The organism is Modicisalibacter tunisiensis (assembly GCF_020148005.1).
In the GTDB taxonomy this organism is placed as follows: domain Bacteria; phylum Pseudomonadota; class Gammaproteobacteria; order Pseudomonadales; family Halomonadaceae; genus Modicisalibacter; species Modicisalibacter tunisiensis.
In genome coordinates, this window is record NZ_JAGXFD010000001.1 from 1,968,155 (window position 1) to 1,985,705 (window position 17,551).

16 protein-coding genes are annotated in these 17,551 nt (G+C 67.4%); 11 read left to right on the top strand and 5 right to left on the bottom strand.

Annotated features, from left to right (window positions below; genetic code table 11):
• The first annotated feature begins 140 nt into the window (after positions 1 to 140).
• Together KGQ91_RS09175 and KGQ91_RS09180 are read left to right on the top strand one after the other, a co-directional pair.
• Entirely contained in the window at positions 141 to 1,241 is a 1,101-nt protein-coding gene (locus KGQ91_RS09175) for an NADH:flavin oxidoreductase/NADH oxidase (protein ID WP_224415382.1), read from the top strand.
• Between the two features lie 151 nt (positions 1,242 to 1,392).
• Positions 1,393 to 1,974, top strand: coding sequence for a putative antibiotic biosynthesis monooxygenase (locus KGQ91_RS09180; protein WP_224415381.1), 582 nt, complete (start codon positions 1,393 to 1,395; stop codon positions 1,972 to 1,974).
• 5 nt (positions 1,975 to 1,979) lie between these two features.
• Here the strand turns inward: KGQ91_RS09180 and KGQ91_RS09185 are convergent, their stop codons facing one another.
• From KGQ91_RS09185 to KGQ91_RS09200, 4 genes are all read right to left on the bottom strand, one after another.
• Positions 1,980 to 3,740, bottom strand: a complete 1,761-nt coding sequence (locus KGQ91_RS09185; RefSeq protein WP_224415380.1) for a M14 family metallopeptidase — start codon at positions 3,738 to 3,740, stop codon at positions 1,980 to 1,982.
• 223 nt (positions 3,741 to 3,963) lie between these two features.
• Positions 3,964 to 4,692: a virulence factor family protein gene (locus KGQ91_RS09190; protein WP_163647604.1), complete on the bottom strand. Its 729-nt coding sequence runs from the start codon at positions 4,690 to 4,692 to the stop codon at positions 3,964 to 3,966.
• On the bottom strand, positions 4,689 to 7,253 hold the full coding sequence (gene mprF / locus KGQ91_RS09195) for a bifunctional lysylphosphatidylglycerol flippase/synthetase MprF (protein ID WP_224415379.1): 2,565 nt from the start codon (positions 7,251 to 7,253) through the stop codon (positions 4,689 to 4,691). The genes KGQ91_RS09190 and mprF overlap by 4 nt, the downstream gene beginning before the upstream one ends.
• A gap of 381 nt (positions 7,254 to 7,634) precedes the next feature.
• Positions 7,635 to 7,859: a hypothetical protein gene (locus KGQ91_RS09200; protein ID WP_163647602.1), complete on the bottom strand. Its 225-nt coding sequence runs from the start codon at positions 7,857 to 7,859 to the stop codon at positions 7,635 to 7,637.
• A gap of 421 nt (positions 7,860 to 8,280) precedes the next feature.
• On the opposite strand from KGQ91_RS09200, the gene KGQ91_RS09205 reads away from it, so the two are divergent.
• Positions 8,281 to 8,592 carry a cupin domain-containing protein gene (locus KGQ91_RS09205; protein ID WP_224420834.1) on the top strand — a complete coding sequence of 104 codons (312 nt, stop codon included), beginning with the start codon at positions 8,281 to 8,283 and terminating at the stop codon, positions 8,590 to 8,592.
• A gap of 657 nt (positions 8,593 to 9,249) precedes the next feature.
• On the top strand, positions 9,250 to 10,770 hold the full coding sequence (gene exaC, locus KGQ91_RS09210; RefSeq protein WP_224420835.1) for an acetaldehyde dehydrogenase ExaC: 1,521 nt from the start codon (positions 9,250 to 9,252) through the stop codon (positions 10,768 to 10,770).
• An 80-nt stretch (positions 10,771 to 10,850) separates the two neighbouring features.
• Here the strand turns inward: exaC and KGQ91_RS09215 are convergent, their stop codons facing one another.
• The gene (locus KGQ91_RS09215; protein WP_224420836.1) at positions 10,851 to 11,801 is read right to left on the bottom strand and encodes an ABC transporter substrate-binding protein; all 951 of its coding nucleotides are present in this window, start codon (positions 11,799 to 11,801) and stop codon (positions 10,851 to 10,853) included.
• A gap of 164 nt (positions 11,802 to 11,965) precedes the next feature.
• Here KGQ91_RS09215 and nrdR point away from each other — a divergent pair, with 164 nt between their 5' ends.
• The 7 genes from nrdR to KGQ91_RS09250 all read left to right on the top strand — a co-directional run bounded on the left by nrdR (position 11,966) and on the right by KGQ91_RS09250 (position 17,493).
• On the top strand, positions 11,966 to 12,448 hold the full coding sequence (gene nrdR / locus KGQ91_RS09220) for a transcriptional regulator NrdR (RefSeq protein WP_224415375.1): 483 nt from the start codon (positions 11,966 to 11,968) through the stop codon (positions 12,446 to 12,448).
• A gap of 42 nt (positions 12,449 to 12,490) precedes the next feature.
• On the top strand, positions 12,491 to 13,624 hold the full coding sequence (gene ribD / locus KGQ91_RS09225; protein ID WP_224420837.1) for a bifunctional diaminohydroxyphosphoribosylaminopyrimidine deaminase/5-amino-6-(5-phosphoribosylamino)uracil reductase RibD: 1,134 nt from the start codon (positions 12,491 to 12,493) through the stop codon (positions 13,622 to 13,624).
• Between the two features lie 166 nt (positions 13,625 to 13,790).
• Positions 13,791 to 14,975 carry a bifunctional 3,4-dihydroxy-2-butanone-4-phosphate synthase/GTP cyclohydrolase II gene (ribBA, locus tag KGQ91_RS09230; protein ID WP_224420838.1) on the top strand — a complete coding sequence of 395 codons (1,185 nt, stop codon included), beginning with the start codon at positions 13,791 to 13,793 and terminating at the stop codon, positions 14,973 to 14,975.
• 101 nt (positions 14,976 to 15,076) lie between these two features.
• Positions 15,077 to 15,559, top strand: a complete 483-nt coding sequence (gene ribH / locus KGQ91_RS09235) for a 6,7-dimethyl-8-ribityllumazine synthase (RefSeq protein ID WP_224420839.1) — start codon at positions 15,077 to 15,079, stop codon at positions 15,557 to 15,559.
• On the top strand, positions 15,556 to 16,056 hold the full coding sequence (gene nusB / locus KGQ91_RS09240; RefSeq protein ID WP_224420840.1) for a transcription antitermination factor NusB: 501 nt from the start codon (positions 15,556 to 15,558) through the stop codon (positions 16,054 to 16,056). The genes ribH and nusB overlap by 4 nt, the downstream gene beginning before the upstream one ends.
• A gap of 13 nt (positions 16,057 to 16,069) precedes the next feature.
• The gene (gene thiL, locus KGQ91_RS09245; RefSeq protein ID WP_224420841.1) at positions 16,070 to 17,023 is read left to right on the top strand and encodes a thiamine-phosphate kinase; all 954 of its coding nucleotides are present in this window, start codon (positions 16,070 to 16,072) and stop codon (positions 17,021 to 17,023) included.
• Positions 17,020 to 17,493 (top strand): phosphatidylglycerophosphatase A family protein, encoded by a 474-nt coding sequence (locus KGQ91_RS09250; RefSeq protein ID WP_224420842.1) that lies wholly within the window; start codon positions 17,020 to 17,022, stop codon positions 17,491 to 17,493. Before thiL ends, KGQ91_RS09250 begins: the two co-directional genes overlap by 4 nt.
• The last annotated feature ends 58 nt before the right edge of the window (positions 17,494 to 17,551 follow it).

Below are 17,551 nucleotides of genomic sequence, written 5' to 3' on the forward strand. Positions count from 1 at the left end.
ACGCGCCGGCCTGCCGCCGGTTTTCTTTTTGCGGTCCTTCTCTCGCACCCTGACGCCATCGGTGTGGCCGGGGTGACATTGCCAGGCATCCGTTAGCCGCGTAAATTTTCCCGACACACGCATTCGTTTCGGGAGTTCGCATGGTGTCACCTCGGCTGTTCACGCCCCTCACGCTCGGCGGGCTGTCGCTGCCCAACCGCATCGTCATCGCCCCCATGTGTCAGTACTCCGCCGATGGCGAAGGCAGCATGACCGACTGGCACACCATCCACCTCGGCCAGCTGGCGCTGTCCGGCGCCGGCCTGCTGATCATCGAGGCCACGGCGGTCTCGCCGGAGGGGCGCATCAGCCCCTGGGACCACGGCCTCTACAGCGACGCCAACGAACGGGCGCTGGCCCGGACCCTGGCGGCGGTGCGGGCGCATTCGCCGATGCCGATCGGCATCCAGCTCTGCCACGCCGGGCGCAAGGCCTCGTCCCGGGTGCCCTGGGAGGGCGGTGGCCAGTTGCCGCTGGAGGAGGGCGGCTGGGACACCCTGGCGCCTTCCGCCGTGCCCTACTCGCCGGGCCAGCGCGAGCCGCGGGCGATGACCACGGCGCAGATCGAGCAGCTCAAGGCGGACTTCGTGGCCTCGGCCGAGCGTGCCGCCCGGCTGGGGCTCGACCTGATCGAGCTGCACGCCGCGCACGGCTATCTGCTCCACGAGTTCCTGTCGCCGCTCAGCAACCGGCGCGACGATGCCTACGGCGGCAGCCTGGAGAATCGCATGCGCCTGCTGCTGGAGGTGTTCGACGCCGTGCGCGAGGTCTTCCCCGCCGACAAGCCGGTGGGCGTGCGCATCTCCGGCAGCGACTGGGTCGAGGGCGGCTGGGATCTCGAGCAGAGCGTGGTGCTGGCTCGCGCCCTGGAAGCGCGCGGCTGCAGCTTCCTGCACTGTTCGGGAGGCGGGTTGTCGCCGGATCAGCGTCTCGACCTCGGCCCCAACTACCAGGTGCCGTTCGCCCGGCGCATCAAGGCCGAGACGACGATGCCGGTGATCGCGGTGGGGCTGATCACCGAGCCCGAGCAGGCCGAGGGGATCCTGGTCGGCGAGGAGGCGGACGCCGTGGCCCTGGCCCGGGGCATGCTCTACGACCCGCGCTGGCCCTGGCACGCGGCGGCCCGGCTGGGGGCGAGCGTGCATGCACCGAATCAGTACCTGCGCTGTCAGCCGCGCACCTTGAAGGGGCTGTTCGACTAGTTGTGATCGCTCGGCCGGGGCCGGCCATTCGCCAGTGGCCGGATCGGCAGCGGTGGTGTAGCTTTTGCATCCTTGAAACGGCGGGCCGTTACCCCGGCCCCCGTCACACCGGCTCCCTACCCGGGATGCCGGATGCAAAAGGAGATACACGATGTCGACTTCACCCGTCACCCTGATGGTGGCGCGCCGCGTGGCTCGCGGTCGCTACCGGGACTTCAACGCCTGGCTCAACGAGGGCCGTGACCTGGCTGCGGACTTTGCCGGCTACCTGGGCTCCGGCGTACTGGCGCCACCACCCGACGACAATGAGTATCAGATCGTCTTTCGCTTCGCCGATGAGGCGACGTTATCGACGTGGGAGCACTCCGCGTCGCGGCGCGCCTGGCTGGCCCGCGGTCGTGACCTGTTCGAGGCGCCCCAGGAGCTCCGGGCCACCGGCCTCGACAGCTGGTTCCGCGACGGCCGGGGTCAGACGCCGCCGCGCTGGAAGCAGGCCATCGCCATCTGGCTGGCGTTCTTCCCGATCTCGCTGACTTTTCAATGGCTGCTCGGCGATGCCCTCGGCAGCCTGCCGCTGGTGCCGCGGGTGCTGGCCAGCACCCTGATGCTCACCCCGGTGATGGTGTTCGTGTTCATTCCGCTCTCGACGCGGTTGCTGGCGCCGTGGCTCAACGCCCCGCCCGCCGGAACCCGGCGTCTGCCGGCCTGGCGTCGGGCCCGGCGGAGTGCCTGACAGCATCAGGGCGTCGGCGCGTCGGGCCCGATGTCGAGGGGGTGGCTCAGATAGCCCAGCCGTGGCCCGCCGACATGCAGGGTGACTCGGCCCTCGCCGCGGATCAGCCAGCGGGCGTGGGCGCGATGCTCGCTGCCCCGTGAGCGCTGGTACCAGGGCATGTGCGCCGCCTCGTCGAGGCCGCGTCCCCAGCCCTCGAGATGGCCCAGATGCTGCCGTGCCCGGCCGGGCTCGCATAGCCGGCAACCCTCGGTCTCCAGCCAGGCCTCGACGCCGACGTTCCAGGGGCGCTCGCGCGCGGCATTGACGCCGTGGGTCGGCAGGTAGCCGCGGTTCTCCACCGTGACCCGCAGTTCCCGGTAGTCGCCGCCCAGCGGCTCGCAGCGCATCTCGGCGATCGCCAGCCGCGGCACCAGCGAGGCCACGCGCAGCCAATAGTCGGCGATCCCCGCACACAGCGCCGGCAACGCCTCGGGTGGCGGGTTCCACAACCCGATCACCGGGTCCAGGCCGCCGGCCTCCAGCGCGCCCAGCTGCGGGTGCGCGAGCGCCTGCCAGGGCCGGAACAGGCGCCGGGCATTGTGCGTGGCGTCCCAGTCCGCCAGCCGCTCCATCGCCGCGCGGTCGAAGGTGGTGTAATGCTCGACGAAGCGCCGGGGGCGCGGCTGTCCGAGCCGCTCGAACAGGTCCCACAGCTCGCAGACCTGGGCCACACAGCCGCGCTGATGATAGGCGAACTCGGTGAGATCGCCATGCAGCGGCGTCTCGGGCGCGTAGGTGAACTCCTCGAAGCCGCTGACGGTGGGGTAGCCGACGCACGCCCGGCCCCAGGCGGCCAGCTGCCGGTAGACGGCCAGATCGCCCGGGTCCATGCGCGCGTCCGGGGCGTCGATCAGCGGGCGGATGAACACCCCGCCGAAGGTGTGCAGGTTGAGCCAGGCGTAGAGCTGCGGATGGGCGACGGCGAACTCGATCACCGCGCGGGTCTCGGGCTCGCTGCCGGGGTAGGGGCCGGCGCCGACCTGCCCGGGCTCCGCGTGCCAGTCCCAGGGGAAGTTGCGGTTGAAGTCCGGGGTGCCCTCGAGCCACTGCGGCTCGGGGATCGTCTCGCCGTCCCAGCCGTCGATGACGCCTTCGGGGTAGAGCCGCCAGTAGGGCGGCGGGTCCTCGACCCGGCGTGGCAGCATCAGCCCCGGGTGCTGCGGCGAGGCGACGAAATCGCCGGCGGGGTCGGGCAGGCGCAGGTAGCGGCAGCGGCCGTCGCCGTCGAGATCCTGATGGCGCCAGCGCGGCAGATCCGGCGCGCCCTGGCTGGGCCGTGGTGCGGAGCGCACGAAGCCGCCCCGGCGAAGCACCGGCTCGGCGCCGTCCGGCGACAGGCGCGGGCAGATGTAGAAGGGCACGTCGCGCAGGAACGCGCGCAGATGCTCGGGCAGGTGTTCCGGGAAGGCATCGGTAGGCCCGCCGGGCAGGACACCGGGGCCCAGGTGCAGCGCCAGGGCCGCCTCGGCCACCGCCAGGGCGACGCTGGAACCGGCCAGTTCGGCGCCGTGCATGTTGCCGTCGACCCATACGGCGGGGCGACTCCGCTGCGGCTCCGGGCCGACGGTCAGCACCCAGATCTCGCGGCCTTCCGGCGTGGTGCCGATGCTCGAGAGCGCGACCAGCTCGGGATACGCCGCCGCCCACCCCTCGAGCCGGCGGGTCAGCGCCGCGTAGTCCAGATAGCCGCTGCGGAAGTCGTCGTCACCCGTCGTCGCTGGCATATCCCGTCCCTCCCACATTCCCCGCTCTGGAACAGTATGGTCCAGCGCGGCGGCGTCTTTTCGTTGTGCCTGCGGCTTCAATTAAAAGAGCGACATGCTTCGCGCTTTATTAGCAGACATAATCTGCATGTCCGCTTCTGGCCGAAAGCTGACTAAAAAATTGGCAAAGTCCCATGGCCATGCCAGTGGAGTGCTGGGAGGTTTCTATTTCGCCACACCGCCTCTATTCGAGGCCATTCAGGATGTGTCGTGCCAGGGATGCATAGTCACCGTCGAAATGGTGTCCGCCTCGGGTCCTGATTCGTTCGGCGCGATCGAAAACGGCAGCCGGGCAGGCGCTGTCCTGCTCGTCTTCACCGTAAAAGCATTGAACCTTCCCGAGGTCGAGTTTGCTCACCTCGGGAAGCACGGGCAGCTCGTCCTGGCTCGAGCGGCCCAGCAGGCGATCGGCGACATGGATGCCGAAAGAGGCCTCCCGTGCCAAGCCGAGCAGTGAAATGCGCACGACATGCTGCTTGAGTTCATCGGGCAGCCGGTTGACAGCGAACGGCATGACATCGGCGCCGAACGAATAGCCGATCAGGATCACCCGAGGCCTCCCCCAGGCCGCTCGATAATGGCGGAGGAGGGCAGCCAGGTCCGTGGCGATCTGGTCCGGGGTCTTTTCATGCCAGAAGTAACGCAGGGAGTCGACACCGACCACCGGCACCCCCGCGTCCTGCAGGTGCTTGCCGAGGGTCTGGTCGATATCCCGCCAGCCGCCGTCACCCGACCAGAACACCGCCATGAGCTGCCCATTGCCCGCGACGGGGTACTCGACAAGCGGCAGGTCGGCGAGCATCGCGCTGGCCGCACTCGGGCCCTTCACTGTCTGGGCCAGCAGGCCGCCAGGGCTGGCCACCGTGGTGGTCAGCACCAATAGCAGGCCACAGAGCCGTCGAGTCCGGTTCATTTGCCGATCAGCCCCCTCATGCCGCCACTGATGAGCAGGGCGGCGTCACCCAGTGTGCGCGTCATCTCGACCCCGGGGCGTGCCGCCAGGTAACGCGGGCGCCAGACGGGATTGAACTTCGCCTTGTAGGCACGCAAGCCCTGGAAGTTGTAGAAGTGTTCGGCATGGCGAAACATGAGTGCGCCGGCCCGGGAAAGGGCGGGCGCCGAGGCTCGATCCTCCAGTCCCGCCATCGGCGCCATGCCCAGGTCAAACTCGGCGTAGCCTTCCTGGCGTCCCCACAGCATCAACTCGATGAAGAGCTGATCCATCACCCCGTTGGGGGCGTCGTCCCGGTGGCGCATCAGGTCGACGGACAGCTCGCGTCGATCGGGGGTGGCGCAGAGGTTGGCGAAGGCGAGAAGGCGCCCCTCGAGCCGGATCGTCGCGATGGGGAAGCGCTGGATATAGTCGACCTCGAAACGCCCCAGGGAAAAGCCCTTCTCCCTGGCGTTCTTGGCCTTCAGCCACTGATCCGAGACCCCCTGCAGCTCATCGACAAGGGTCGGCACGGCGGCCTGGGGGATCACCTCGAAGACGAGTTGCTCGCGCCGCCCTCGGTTCAGGGCCTGCCGCAACCTGGATCGGTCGGCCCCTTGCAGGTCGAAATTACCAAGCGGCACGTAGGCTTGTTCCCCGAGCTTCTGAAATGCCAGCCCGGCCTCGGCGAATATCGGCATGGCTTCAGGGGTGATCTGGTAGAACGAGGCTCGTCCGCCGTTCCGGCGGCAGGTCTCCAGGAACGTCCAGACCAGCTCACGCCGCTCATCGAGGCGGCCGACCGGCTCACCCATGGCGATCCAGCTCACGCCATGGATGCCGAACATGATGAAGCTCTGCCCGCTCTGGCTGAACAGCAGAGGCTTGTCGCCGAGCAGCGCCAGCCAGCTCGAAGAACCCGCGTTCTCCGCCCCTTGAATGACTCCCTCGGCGCGGGCCAGATCCGTCGATGTCGGCAGGGTGGTAGCCGAGCCTGAGGGGGTCGGGCGCAGCGCCAGACGCAGGGCCACCAGTGCCAATACCGCCACGATACCGAGACTCGCGCGCAGGAAGCGCGGCGCGCCCTGATCGAGGACGAAGGTCCACCACAACTCATGGGAATATTCGACATGCCGGTAGGCAAAGAAGCCGAGCCACAAGTACGTGATGACCACGGCGGTGCTGACAATCAACCAGCCGATCGAGGGCGTCACGGCGAGCAGGCGGGTCCTGCGATCGAAGGCACGACGACAGGCGACGAGGGCGGCCAGGGTCGTGGCGAGCGCCAGCACCTCAGGCCAGGTTGTGCCCCTGAATAGCGAGAAGAGGAGTCCGCCGACGAGACAGCTGCAAGCCAGCAGCCAGGCGCCATTGAGCCGGTGGCGTAGCCCGTCGGCGACCAGCAGGAGAGCCGCCCCCATCACGCTGCCTGCAAAGTGCGACACCTCCATCACACCGAGGGGCACCAGCGCGACCAGCCAGTCCTTGCCGGCGTCGGTGCTCGGTACCGCTGCCGAGGTGAGCAGCACAATACCCGACGCGAATACCAGTACGGCAAACAGCGAGGGCGCCAGGGGCAGGGTCCAGGTCACGAGCCCTCTGGCAGGGCGCCGCAGGGTATGCCAGGCGAGCAGCAGTCCGGTCAGAAGGAGGGGGAGCAGATAGTAGATGAGGCGATAGGTCACTAGCGCCGCGATCGTCCCCGTTCTGGCCTCCTGGGGGACGGCGAGGAGAATGATCGCTTCGAAGACGCCGATGCCGCCGGGCACGTAACTGAGGAGCCCGACGCTGTTGGCAAAGACGAAGAGCCCCAGGAACCCTGCCGGACCGAATCCCGCATGATCGGGCATGAGGAGGTAGAGTGCCATTGCTGCAAGCGCATGATCGACGAGTGAAATCCCGATCTGACCGGCCGCGAGTGGTACGGTTGGCACGCTCAGCCCATGACCACGCCAGTGCAGGCGCGGGATTTTCAGGGCGGCCAGCAATAGCCATCCCATGGGGATGCAAAGCAGAACACCCCCCAGGAAAGGGCCGAACCATGTAGGCAATGTCACCAGTTCCGTCAGGCGCCGGCCCTCGCCAAGGAGAGCGATGCCGAAGATAGCCGTGATCCCCAGCAAGGTGGTCAAGGCGACGAAGCCAATGATCCTGGCGATCTCCAGGGCATTCAGGCCCCAGCTGCCATAGATCTTGTAGCGTAAGGCGCCCCCGCTTAGCATGTTCAGCCCCACACTGTACGACAGTGCGCAGGCGGTGAAGGAAGCGAAGGCGATACGTCGATAGGGCAGCGACCGGCCGATCCAGTAAACCGCCAGGCGGTCGTACCCCGTGAGTGCAAGATAGCTTCCTGCTGTGGCTATGGTGGCCAGCAGGATGGCCATTGGTGACTGGGAGCCGAGCTGTCGCTGGATAGTCCGCACATCGAACTGTGACAACCCATGGTGAATCAATGCTATGGCCAGGCCAAACAACACCAGGCCGATAAGCGTCGGCGCTGCCTGTCGCAACCTCGTCCCGAAGCGAAAGGGTCTGATGGCCATTTTATGAGCATGTATTCCCAGTGCGGATGTCGATAGTTCTTAGGTCGTTTAAAGAGTGCTGGAGTTACCGGCAACATTTATTGGCAGCAATGATTGATGATCCGGCAAGGGATTTCTCGCCGCCTTTGCGCAGGATGATCCGCTCTTCGCAATGGCGGTTGCGCTTCATCGCGAGATTTCCTTCTATCAGGCTAAACATAGCGGAAACTCGCATTGACGGTGGACTGGTGTCGGGGGAAAGGTCAATCACAGGGGGCCGACATGTGCATGCCTTGGGCGACATCAAGTCGCCACCCATGAAAAAAGCCGGGGCGTTGCGCCCCGGCTCGAGTCAGCATGGCGTAGCCCGGGAGTCGATCGGGCCGCTCATGACCGAGGGGATCAGTCGTCGTCGGCGAGGATGACGTGGTTCTCGCCGGCGAGCACTTCATCCCAGGCCTGGTCGAGGCTGTATCCCTGGCAGGCATCGATGGTGTCGAGTACCTCGACGGCATGCTGCAGGGACTCGCCGTGGGCTTTCAGCGCGACCACGACCTTGGCCAGGTCCTGCTTGCTGAAGGTGCTGGCGATAAGATCGGCCTGTTCGGTCAACTGGATGTTGTTCATTGTTCACTCCTCATGCAAGGTCATCATTGCCCGGGAAGCATCCCGCCCCGGGTTGCCATCGGCGATGGCGTTCTGGTGCCTTGGCTACGCATGCCGGGCCGGATAAGCGCCCGAGGCTGCACTGCGTCAGGGTCATAAGTTCTCCAAGACCTTCGCTCCTGGCGCCCGGGTCAACGGCGGCTTGGCGCTCAGGTGGTAGCCGGGCGACGGTCAGTGAATCACGGTGGCGATACCCTGTCCGGCGCCGTGATTTCACTATGGTGCAGGGCGGCATATCCCACAAAGCGCCATTGGGCGCACAAGTGGTTGTAGCTTAACTACACGATGGACGCCCGGCGTCGGGATCGGTAGCGGCACTACGAGATCGGTGTGAATGAGTGCGATGGCGGTTCCGGCATCGCACCTTGTCGGAGGTGGGCTCATGGACAATCTGTTTGCCGGGATTCCCGAGCGGCTCGATGACGAGCTGTTCGAGTCGATCATCGAGAACGAGGCCGTGACGGTGGAGCGGATCGTCTCGCGCGGGCAGCGTTCGCCGGCATGGGGCTGGTACGACCAGGCGCGCGACGAGTGGGTGGTGGTGCTCAAGGGGCGTGCCGTGCTGGCGTTCGAGCGAGGGGAGGAGATGACCCTGGCACCCGGCGATCATGTGGTCATTCCGGCGCACATGCGCCATCGGGTCGCCTGGACCGATCCCGACGGCCCGACCGTCTGGCTGGCGATCCATTACTGATGCGGCTTGTCGGGGTGGTAGAGGAAGGGGGAATGATGCACCGGAAGCGGGCGAGAGCAGCGTTCGGGGGCCCAAAAGAGAGCACCCAGCCCCTGATGGCAAGGGCTGGGCGATGACTGTCTCTTTTTCTTGAATATTGTTGTTGTTGGATTTCTTGGAAGCTGGCGTTGTTCTTGCTGATCTTCTCCAGCGGCGCCGCTTGTCGTGGCGCTTGAATTCGTCGCATGGCGGGTCGTGGACCGGCGGCGACGTAACAGTGAGCTGGCGTGCTCCGCCTCGTCCCCCTCGCCGGGGGACTTTTTTGCATCTTTTGTTGTTCTTGTGTGATGCGTCTTGCCGCCGTGTCTTGTGCTTGCTCTTCGACGGCCTTCGGTTGTTCTTGGTCTTGTTGCCGTTTTACCCCGTCACCGTCGATCTGCCTTGTATTTCTTGCCGACGTCCTGCGTCGTTGCGATGGACTCATGATCGATTTTGGCCCCCTCCGAGACAACTCCACTTTGGTGGCATAGCCGTTCGTCGATCCCGGCAGGGGGCCGGGCAGTACTGCTGCGGCACCGGTTCATTCAGCGACTCATACCTTCGGACTATGTCGCGGCGGGGCGTCGTGACCAAGACTCAATCGGTGCCACTCATCACAACCCAGTCAGGAGCACAGCCATGATCTACGCCAATCCGGGGAGCGACGGTGCCATCGTCGCGTTCGAAAAGCGCTACGGCAACTATATCGACGGCGAGTTCGTCGCCCCGCGCAAGGGCCAGTATTTCGACAACATCAGTCCCGTCAACGGTGAGGTATTCTGCGAGATACCGCGCTCCACCGAGGAAGATATCGAACTGGCGCTGGACGCCGCGCACCGGGCGGCGCCCGCCTGGGGGCGGACCTCGGCCGCCGAGCGCAGCAACATCCTGCTGAAGATCGCCGATCGTATCGAGCAGAATCTGGAGATGCTGGCCGTCGCCGAGACCTGGGACAACGGCAAGGCGGTCCGCGAGACCCTCAACGCCGATCTGCCGCTGGCGGTGGATCACTTCCGTTACTTCGCGGGCTGTATCCGCGCCCAGGAAGGCACCGCCGCCGACATCGACGCCAACACCGTGGCCTATCACTTCCACGAGCCGCTGGGCGTGGTGGGGCAGATCATCCCCTGGAACTTCCCCATCCTGATGGCCACCTGGAAGCTTGCCCCGGCACTGGCGGCGGGCAACTGCGTGGTGCTCAAGCCCGCCGAGCAGACGCCGGCGTCGATCCTCAAGGTCATGGAGCTGATCGGCGATCTGCTGCCGCCCGGGGTGGTCAACATCGTCAACGGCTACGGCGAGGAAGTTGGCCAGGCGCTGGCGACCAGCAAGCGCATCGCCAAGATTGCCTTCACCGGCTCGACCCCGGTGGGTTCGCACATCCTCAAGTGTGCCGCCGACAACATCATCCCCTCCACCGTGGAGCTGGGCGGCAAGTCGCCGAACATCTACTTCGCCGACATCATGAACGCGGAGCCCGAGTTCATCGACAAGGCCGTCGAAGGGCTGGTGCTGGCCTTCCTCAATCAGGGCGAGGTCTGCACCTGCCCGTCGCGGGCGCTGATCCAGGAATCGATGTACGACACCTTCATGGCCAAGGTGATCGAGCGTACCCAGGCGATCAAGCGCGGCAACCCGCTGGACACCGACGTTCAGGTCGGCGCCCAGGCCAGTCAGGAGCAATTCGACAAGATCATGTCGTACATGGAGGTGGCCCGCGAAGAGGGCGCCGAGTTCCTCACCGGCGGCGGCAAGGAGAGCTTCGATCCGGCCTACGACAAGGGCTTCTACATCCAGCCGACCCTCCTCAAGGGACGCAACAGCATGCGTGTGTTCCAGGAGGAGATCTTCGGTCCGGTGGTGGGCGTCACCACCTTCAAGGACGAGGCCGAGGCACTGGATATCGCCAACGATACCGAGTTCGGCCTCGGCGCCGGCGTCTGGACGCGGGACATGAACGTGGCCTTCCGCATGGGTCGCGGTATCCAGGCCGGGCGCGTATGGACAAACTGCTATCACCAGTATCCGGCGCATGCCGCCTTCGGGGGCTACAAGAAGTCGGGCATCGGCCGCGAGACCCACAAGATGGCACTGGAGCACTACCAGCAGACCAAGAACCTGCTGGTCAGCTACGATACCAATCCGCTGGGCTTCTTCTGAGCCTGTCGGTTCGGTATCAACATCTCGGGCGCGCCACTGGCGCGCCCGAGCTCGTTACCGGACTATCCTGCCTGTACCGGTTATCCCGCCTGGTCGAAGCGTGCCCGGACCGCGTCGATGGCCGGCTGTCCGTCTTTGGCCTCGACCCCGTCGAGCCAGGTGGCGACTTCATCCAGATGCGATCCGATCCACCGGCGTGCCACGTTCTCGGCCTTCTTCTCCTCGTGACTGTGGGCGTAGACCCACTGGTTCTGGTCGTCGATGTCCACCACCATCTGCGAGAAGAAGCGGTACACGTCCGCATCACGGGCTTCGAGATCGGCGGGCAGCACGGTCCAGACGGTGCTGCGGATGTCGGCCACCCCCGCGTCGTCGCTGTCCTCGAGGTAGCGCAGGTCGTAGCTGATGTTCATCCAGTGCGGCTCCCAGCCGATGAAGGTGACCCACTGGTGGTTGTCGATCTTCTGGCCGGCCTGGGCCAGCATGGCGGCAGTGGAACTTTCGCGCAGGCTCCAGTCGCCCAGTCCGGCGCGATCCGCCTCGATGGCCGCGTTGACGGCGTTGTTGATGCCGGTGCCGGCCTCGATGCCGAGAATCTCGCCGTCGAAGCGATCACGGTAGGTATCCAGATCGGCCACGCTGTGCACCCCGGCATCGTACACATAGTCGGGAACCACCAAACCGGAGTTGGCGCCGCGGATATTGGCCGTGGCCTTGACCACCTTGTCCTGGTCGACCAGCGGCTCGATCATGTCCTCCTCGACCGGATACCAGCCGCCCAGGTAGGCCTCCAGGTCGCCTCGCGCCAGGCCGTCGAGAATCACGCTGACCGCCAGGTTGTTCTGCCGGGTGCGATAGCCCATCGCCTCGAGCAGCTGGGCGGCCACCTCGCTCTTGACCGTCACTCCGGGCCAGGGCGGAACGCCCAGACGGACGGTGTCTATGTCGGCGCTGGCTGCGCTGCCGGCCCCCCACAGGGGCAGGGCGGATAGCAGGGCAAGGGCGGTGGAAGGCAGCAGGGGCCGGGTCATGGCAAGGCTCCATATAATGAGTGGCCAACTCAGCCTATCCCGGGGAGCGGCAGTCCTTTGCCGCCAGGCGACACTCGGGCGACGCCGGGCGTCATCATGGCGATTTCCGCGCCGCGCGCCATCCCGTTACAATGACACTACCTACTCTTGGTGGATCTCGAGCGATGCATTGTCCCTTCTGCGGTAAGAACGATACCAAGGTCACCGATTCGCGATTGGTCGCCGAAGGGGATCAGGTGCGCCGGCGGCGCCAGTGCGGTGCCTGCGGCGAGCGCTTTACCACCTACGAGACCGCCGAACTGGTCATGCCACGGGTGATCAAGGCCGACGGCTCGCGGGAGTCCTTCGACGCCCGCAAGCTGCGCGACGGCATGCTGCGGGCGCTGGAGAAGCGCCCGGTGAGCGCCGAGTCGATCGAGGCCGCGGTGGAGCGCATCCGCCAGCGGCTGCGCGCGCGCGGCGAGCGCGAGATCGAGGCCCGTGAAATCGGCGAGGAGGTCATGCACGCACTCAAGCGGCTCGACCAGGTGGCCTACATCCGCTTCGCGTCGGTCTACCGGCGCTTTCAGGACATCGACGAGTTCCGCGCCGAGATCGACCGGCTCGCCCAGGAGCCGAGCTTTTCGCCTGGTGACGAGTCACGCTGAGCCGGTCCACCGGACGACCATCCTGCAACCGCCGAGGAACGCATGGCCAAGGCGACACCCGAATCCTTCATGGCCCGCGCGCTGGAACTGGCGCGACGCGGGCTCTATACCACCGATCCCAATCCGCGCGTGGGCTGCGTGCTGGTCAAGCAGCGTCGCGTGGTCGGCGAGGGCTGGCACGTGCGTGCCGGCGAGCCGCATGCCGAGATCCATGCTCTGCAGGCCGCCGGTGAGGCGGCGCGAGGCGCTACCGCCTACGTGACCCTCGAACCCTGCGCCCACCACGGCCGTACCGGGCCCTGCGCGCAGGCGTTGATCGAGGCCGGCGTGAAGCGGGTGGTGGTGGCGATGGAAGACCCCAATCCCGAGGTGGCCGGGCGTGGCCTGGCGATGCTGCGCGAGGCGGGGGTCGCCGTCGAGACGGGGCTGCTGGAAGCTGACGCCCGGCGGCTCAATCCGGGGTTCGTGTCGCGCATGACGCACCGGCGGCCGTTCGTGCGGCTGAAGATGGCCATGAGCCTCGATGGTCGCACGGCCATGGCCAGCGGCGAATCGCAGTGGATTACCGGGCCGGCGGCGCGAACCCAGGTGCAGCGGCTGCGGGCGCGCTCCAGCGCGGTGATGACCGGGGTCGAATCAGTGATCCACGATGACTCGCGGCTGACGGTGCGTGCCGATCAGCTGGGGCTCGAGGCCGGGGCGGCGGCCCGGGTGGCCGCGCGCCAACCATTGCGGGTGATCGTCGATTCGCGACTGCGTCTGCCGCTGGCGGCGGCCTGCCTGCGCGAGCCCGGGCGTACACTGGTGGCGACCTGCGCCCGCGAGCCGGACCGCCGCGCCGCCCTGGAAGCGGCCGGCGCCGAGGTGCTCGTGCTGCCGGCGCGGGAGGCGCGGGTCGACCTGGCGGCACTGCTGCGCCACCTGGCGGCCGAGGAGGCCTGCAACGAGGTGCTGCTGGAAACCGGCGCGACGCTCGCCGGGGCGATGCTCGACGCCGAGCTGATCGACGAGATGCAGCTGTTCGTCGCGCCGACGCTGCTGGGTGGCGAGGCACGCCCGCTGTTCGCTCTGCCGGGGCTGGCGCGAATGGCCCAGCAGCGTCCGTTGCAGATCGACGACATCCGCGCGGTGGGGCGCGACTGGCGCATCATCGCGCGTCCCGAGCGGGTGAGCTGATGGCATCGCGGGGCTGGCGCGCCGGGCCCCGGGCAGGTACCCTGACCGCCGACCTGACACGGCGCACAGGGCCGCGGTGGGCTCGCCGGCGTCGCCCGGTGACGACATCGCCTGCCCGGCCGACTCCTAGACACGCTGGGTCTGAAACATGAAGACCGGAGATTCCATGGCGCTTTCCAATTCCCACGCCGCCGATTCCGACTTGCCGACCCCCGGTGGGCTGGCGCGCGTCGAGGCCCTGGTCGAGGACATTCGCCAGGGCAAGATGGTGATCCTCATGGATGACGAGGATCGCGAGAACGAAGGCGACATCATCATGGCCGCCGAGAAGGTGGAGCCCGAGCACATCAACTTCATGGCCCGGCACGCGCGCGGACTGATCTGCCTGCCGATGACCCGCGAGCGCTGCGAGCGTCTCAAGCTGCCGCTGATGGTCCGCGACAACGGCTCCGGCTTCGGCACCAAGTTCACCGTGTCGATCGAGGCCGCCGAGGGCGTCACCACCGGCATCTCCGCCGCCGATCGCGCCCGCACCGTGCGCGCGGCGGTGGCACGCGATGCCGAGTCGGCCGACATCGTGCAGCCCGGGCACATCTTCCCGCTGATGGCCGAGCCGGGCGGCGTGCTGCGCCGTGCCGGGCATACCGAAGCGGCCTGCGACCTGGCGGCGATGGCCGGTCTCGATCCCAGCGGCGTCATCTGCGAGGTGATGAACGAGGACGGCAGCATGGCACGGCGTCCCGAGCTCGAGCGCTTTGCGGTCGAGCACGGCCTGAAGATGGGCACCATCGCGGACCTGATCCACTACCGCATTCACAACGAGCAGACCGTCGAGCGGATCGACAGCCAGACGGTGCAGACCACCTTCGGCGAGATGACCCTGCACGTCTTCCGGGATCGCATCCAGGGCGCCCATCATCTGGCGCTGGTCAAGGGCGAGCCTCACGCCTCGGCGCCGACCACGGTACGCGTGCACCTGGCCGACAGCCTGCGCGATCTGCTGGCCCTGCAGAAGGGCGAACAGGCCAGCTGGACCGCCCACAGCGCCCTGGCGCATGTCGCCGCCGCCCCGGCCGGTGTGTTCGTGCTGCTCGATGACGGGCGGGCGCCCCTGGACTTCAAGGCCCAGCTCGACATCTTTCTCGGTCGCCAGCGGGCCCCGCGCACCAGCGATTCCGACGGGGCCGGCAATTATCTGATGATCGGCACCGGCTCGCAGATCCTGCGTCAGCTGGGGGTGGGCCAGATGCGTCTGCTCAGCTCGCCCTGGAAATTCTCGGCCCTGTCGGGCTTCGACCTGGAAGTGGTCGAGCGGATCGATGCCGAGGCGGCGCCCGGCGCCGCCGACTGACGCGCGTCGTCATGCAGCCGGCGCGTCAGGCGCCGCGGGTCGACGCAGACATTCGCGCGGCGGTTGCCTAGAATAGGCCCCTTTTTGTCCAGGACATGGTTATGCAGCCGATATCTCAAGTCGAAGGTTCCTTCACCGACGTCGACGGTCGTTACGTGATCGTCGTCGGCCGGTTCAATCATCACGTCGTCGACAGCCTGGTCGAGGGCGCAGTCGACAGCCTGGTGCGCCATGGCGTCGATGAGGACAACATCGATCTCGTGCACGTCCCCGGTGCCTGGGAGCTGCCGCTGGCGGTCAAGCGCGCCCTGCAGGTGGTCAAGCCGGATGCGGTGATCGCGCTGGGTGCGGTCATCCGCGGCGGCACACCGCACTTCGAGCACGTGGCCGGTGGCTGCAACGCCGCGCTCGGCAACCTGCAGCTCGAGTTTGATACGCCCATCGCCAACGGGGTGCTGACGGTCAACTCCATCGAGCAGGCCATCGAGCGTGCCGGTACCAAGGCGGGCAACAAGGGCACCGAGGCCGCGATGGCGGCGATGGAGATGGTGTCCTTGATGCGTCGCCTGGGGGGCCAGGCATGAGCGATCGCAAGCGCTCTCCCCAGGCCGGCCGCCAGGCGCGGCACGCGGCCCGGGAACTGGCCGTGCAGGCGCTCTACCAGTGGCAGATGACCGGCAAGCCGGTGGCCACCGTGGAAGCCGAGTTCCGCAGCCAGGTGGCCGACGAGGATCTCGAGGACCATGAGAACTGGCACAAGGTCATGGAACTCGCCGACCTGGCGTTGTTCCACGAGCTGTTCCAGAACGTGGCCCGCTATCGCAGCGACCTGGACGCCGCCATCGCGCCGCTGCTCGATCGTCGCCTCGAGGATCTCGACAGCATCGAGCTGGCGATCCTGCGCCTGGGGGCCTACGAGCTCTCTCATCGTCTCGAGGTACCCTATCGCGTGGCGATCAGCGAAGGCGTCGAGCTGGCCAAGTCCTTCGGGGCCACCGACGGCCACAAGTACGTCAACGGCATCCTCGACAAGCTGGCCAGCCGCCTGCGGTCGACCGAGGTCAACGCGCGTCGTCGCTGACGTGCCGGCTGCCATGCCCAGCGAGTTCGAGCTCATCGCCCGTTTCTTCGCGCGCCCCTGCGACGCCGAGCCGGGTGTCGTGGCGGGGCCGGGCGACGACTGCGCGTTGCTGGCGCCGAGCGCCGGCAGCGAGCTGGCGGTGAGCGTCGACACCTCGGTCGTCGATGTGCATTTCCCGCCGGCGGCGCCGGCGGTGGCGATCGGCCATCGGGCGCTGGCCGTGGCGCTCAGCGACCTGGCGGCCATGGGGGCCCGAGCGCGCTGGTGCCTGCTGGCGGCGACCCTGCCCGAGGCCGACGAGGCGTGGCTGGAAAGCTTCGCCGCGGGCTTTCACGCCCTGTGCCGCCGCAGCGGTGTAGTGCTGGTCGGCGGTGACGTGACTCGCGGGCCGCTGAGCCTGTCGGTGACCGTGCAGGGCGAGGTGCCGGCCGGCCGGGCGCTGCGTCGCTCGGGCGCCAGGGCGGGGGATGTGCTGGCCGTGACCGGGGCACTGGGCGGCGGCCGTGGCGGGCTCTCGGCCTGGCAGGCCGGGGTGCGTGATCTCGATGATCCGCTGCTGCGGGCCTACCTGCTGCCGGAGCCGCGGCTGGCCGCGGGCGAGGTACTGCGCGAGCTGGCGCATGCGGCGATCGATGTCTCCGACGGCCTGCTGGCCGATCTGCGGCACCTGTGCAGCGCCAGCGGGGTCGGCGCGTCGCTGCAGCCCGAGGCGCTGCCGCTGGCCGAGGGGCTGGTGGCGCGACTCGGCGAGACGGCGGCCCGGGAGGCCGCACTCGCCGGCGGTGACGACTACGAACTGCTGGTCGCGCTGCCGCCCGAGACGGTGGCCGAGGCCGAGCGTCGACTCGGGGCGCTCGGCCTGCCGCTGACGCCGATCGGTCGCGTCGTCGCCGAGCCGGGCATCCACGGCATCGGCGACGGGGCCCGCGCCGCGGGCTGGCAGCATTTCCCGGGAGGGGCATCATGAACCGTGCTCCCTCCAGCGTCTGGCGTCGTCCCACGCACTTCTTCGCCTTCGGGCTGGGCAGCGGCGCGGTGCCGTTCGCCCCCGGCACCTTCGGTACCCTGGCGGCAATTCCCTTCTACTGGCTGCTCTCGGGGCTCACTCTCTCCTGGTACCTGGGGCTGGTGCTGGCGGCCGGGCTGATCGGCATCTGGCTGTGCGAGAAGACCTCCCGGGATCTGGGCGTTCACGATCACTCCGGCATCGTCTGGGACGAGTTCGTCGGCTACTGGCTGACCATGGCCGCGGTGCCGTTCTCGTGGCAGGCGGCGCTGTGGGGATTCGTGGTGTTCCGGGTGTTCGACATCATCAAGCCCTGGCCGATTCGCCTGGTCGACCGGCGCGTCGCCGGGGGCTTCGGCATCATGTTCGACGACATCCTTGCCGGTGTGTATGCCTGGAGCACCATGCACCTGTGGTTCTGGCTGCACTGAGCGCCGCGCCCGTCGCGCTTGAAGTTTACCCGTCCTGCCCGCATAGCAGGTTTCAGAC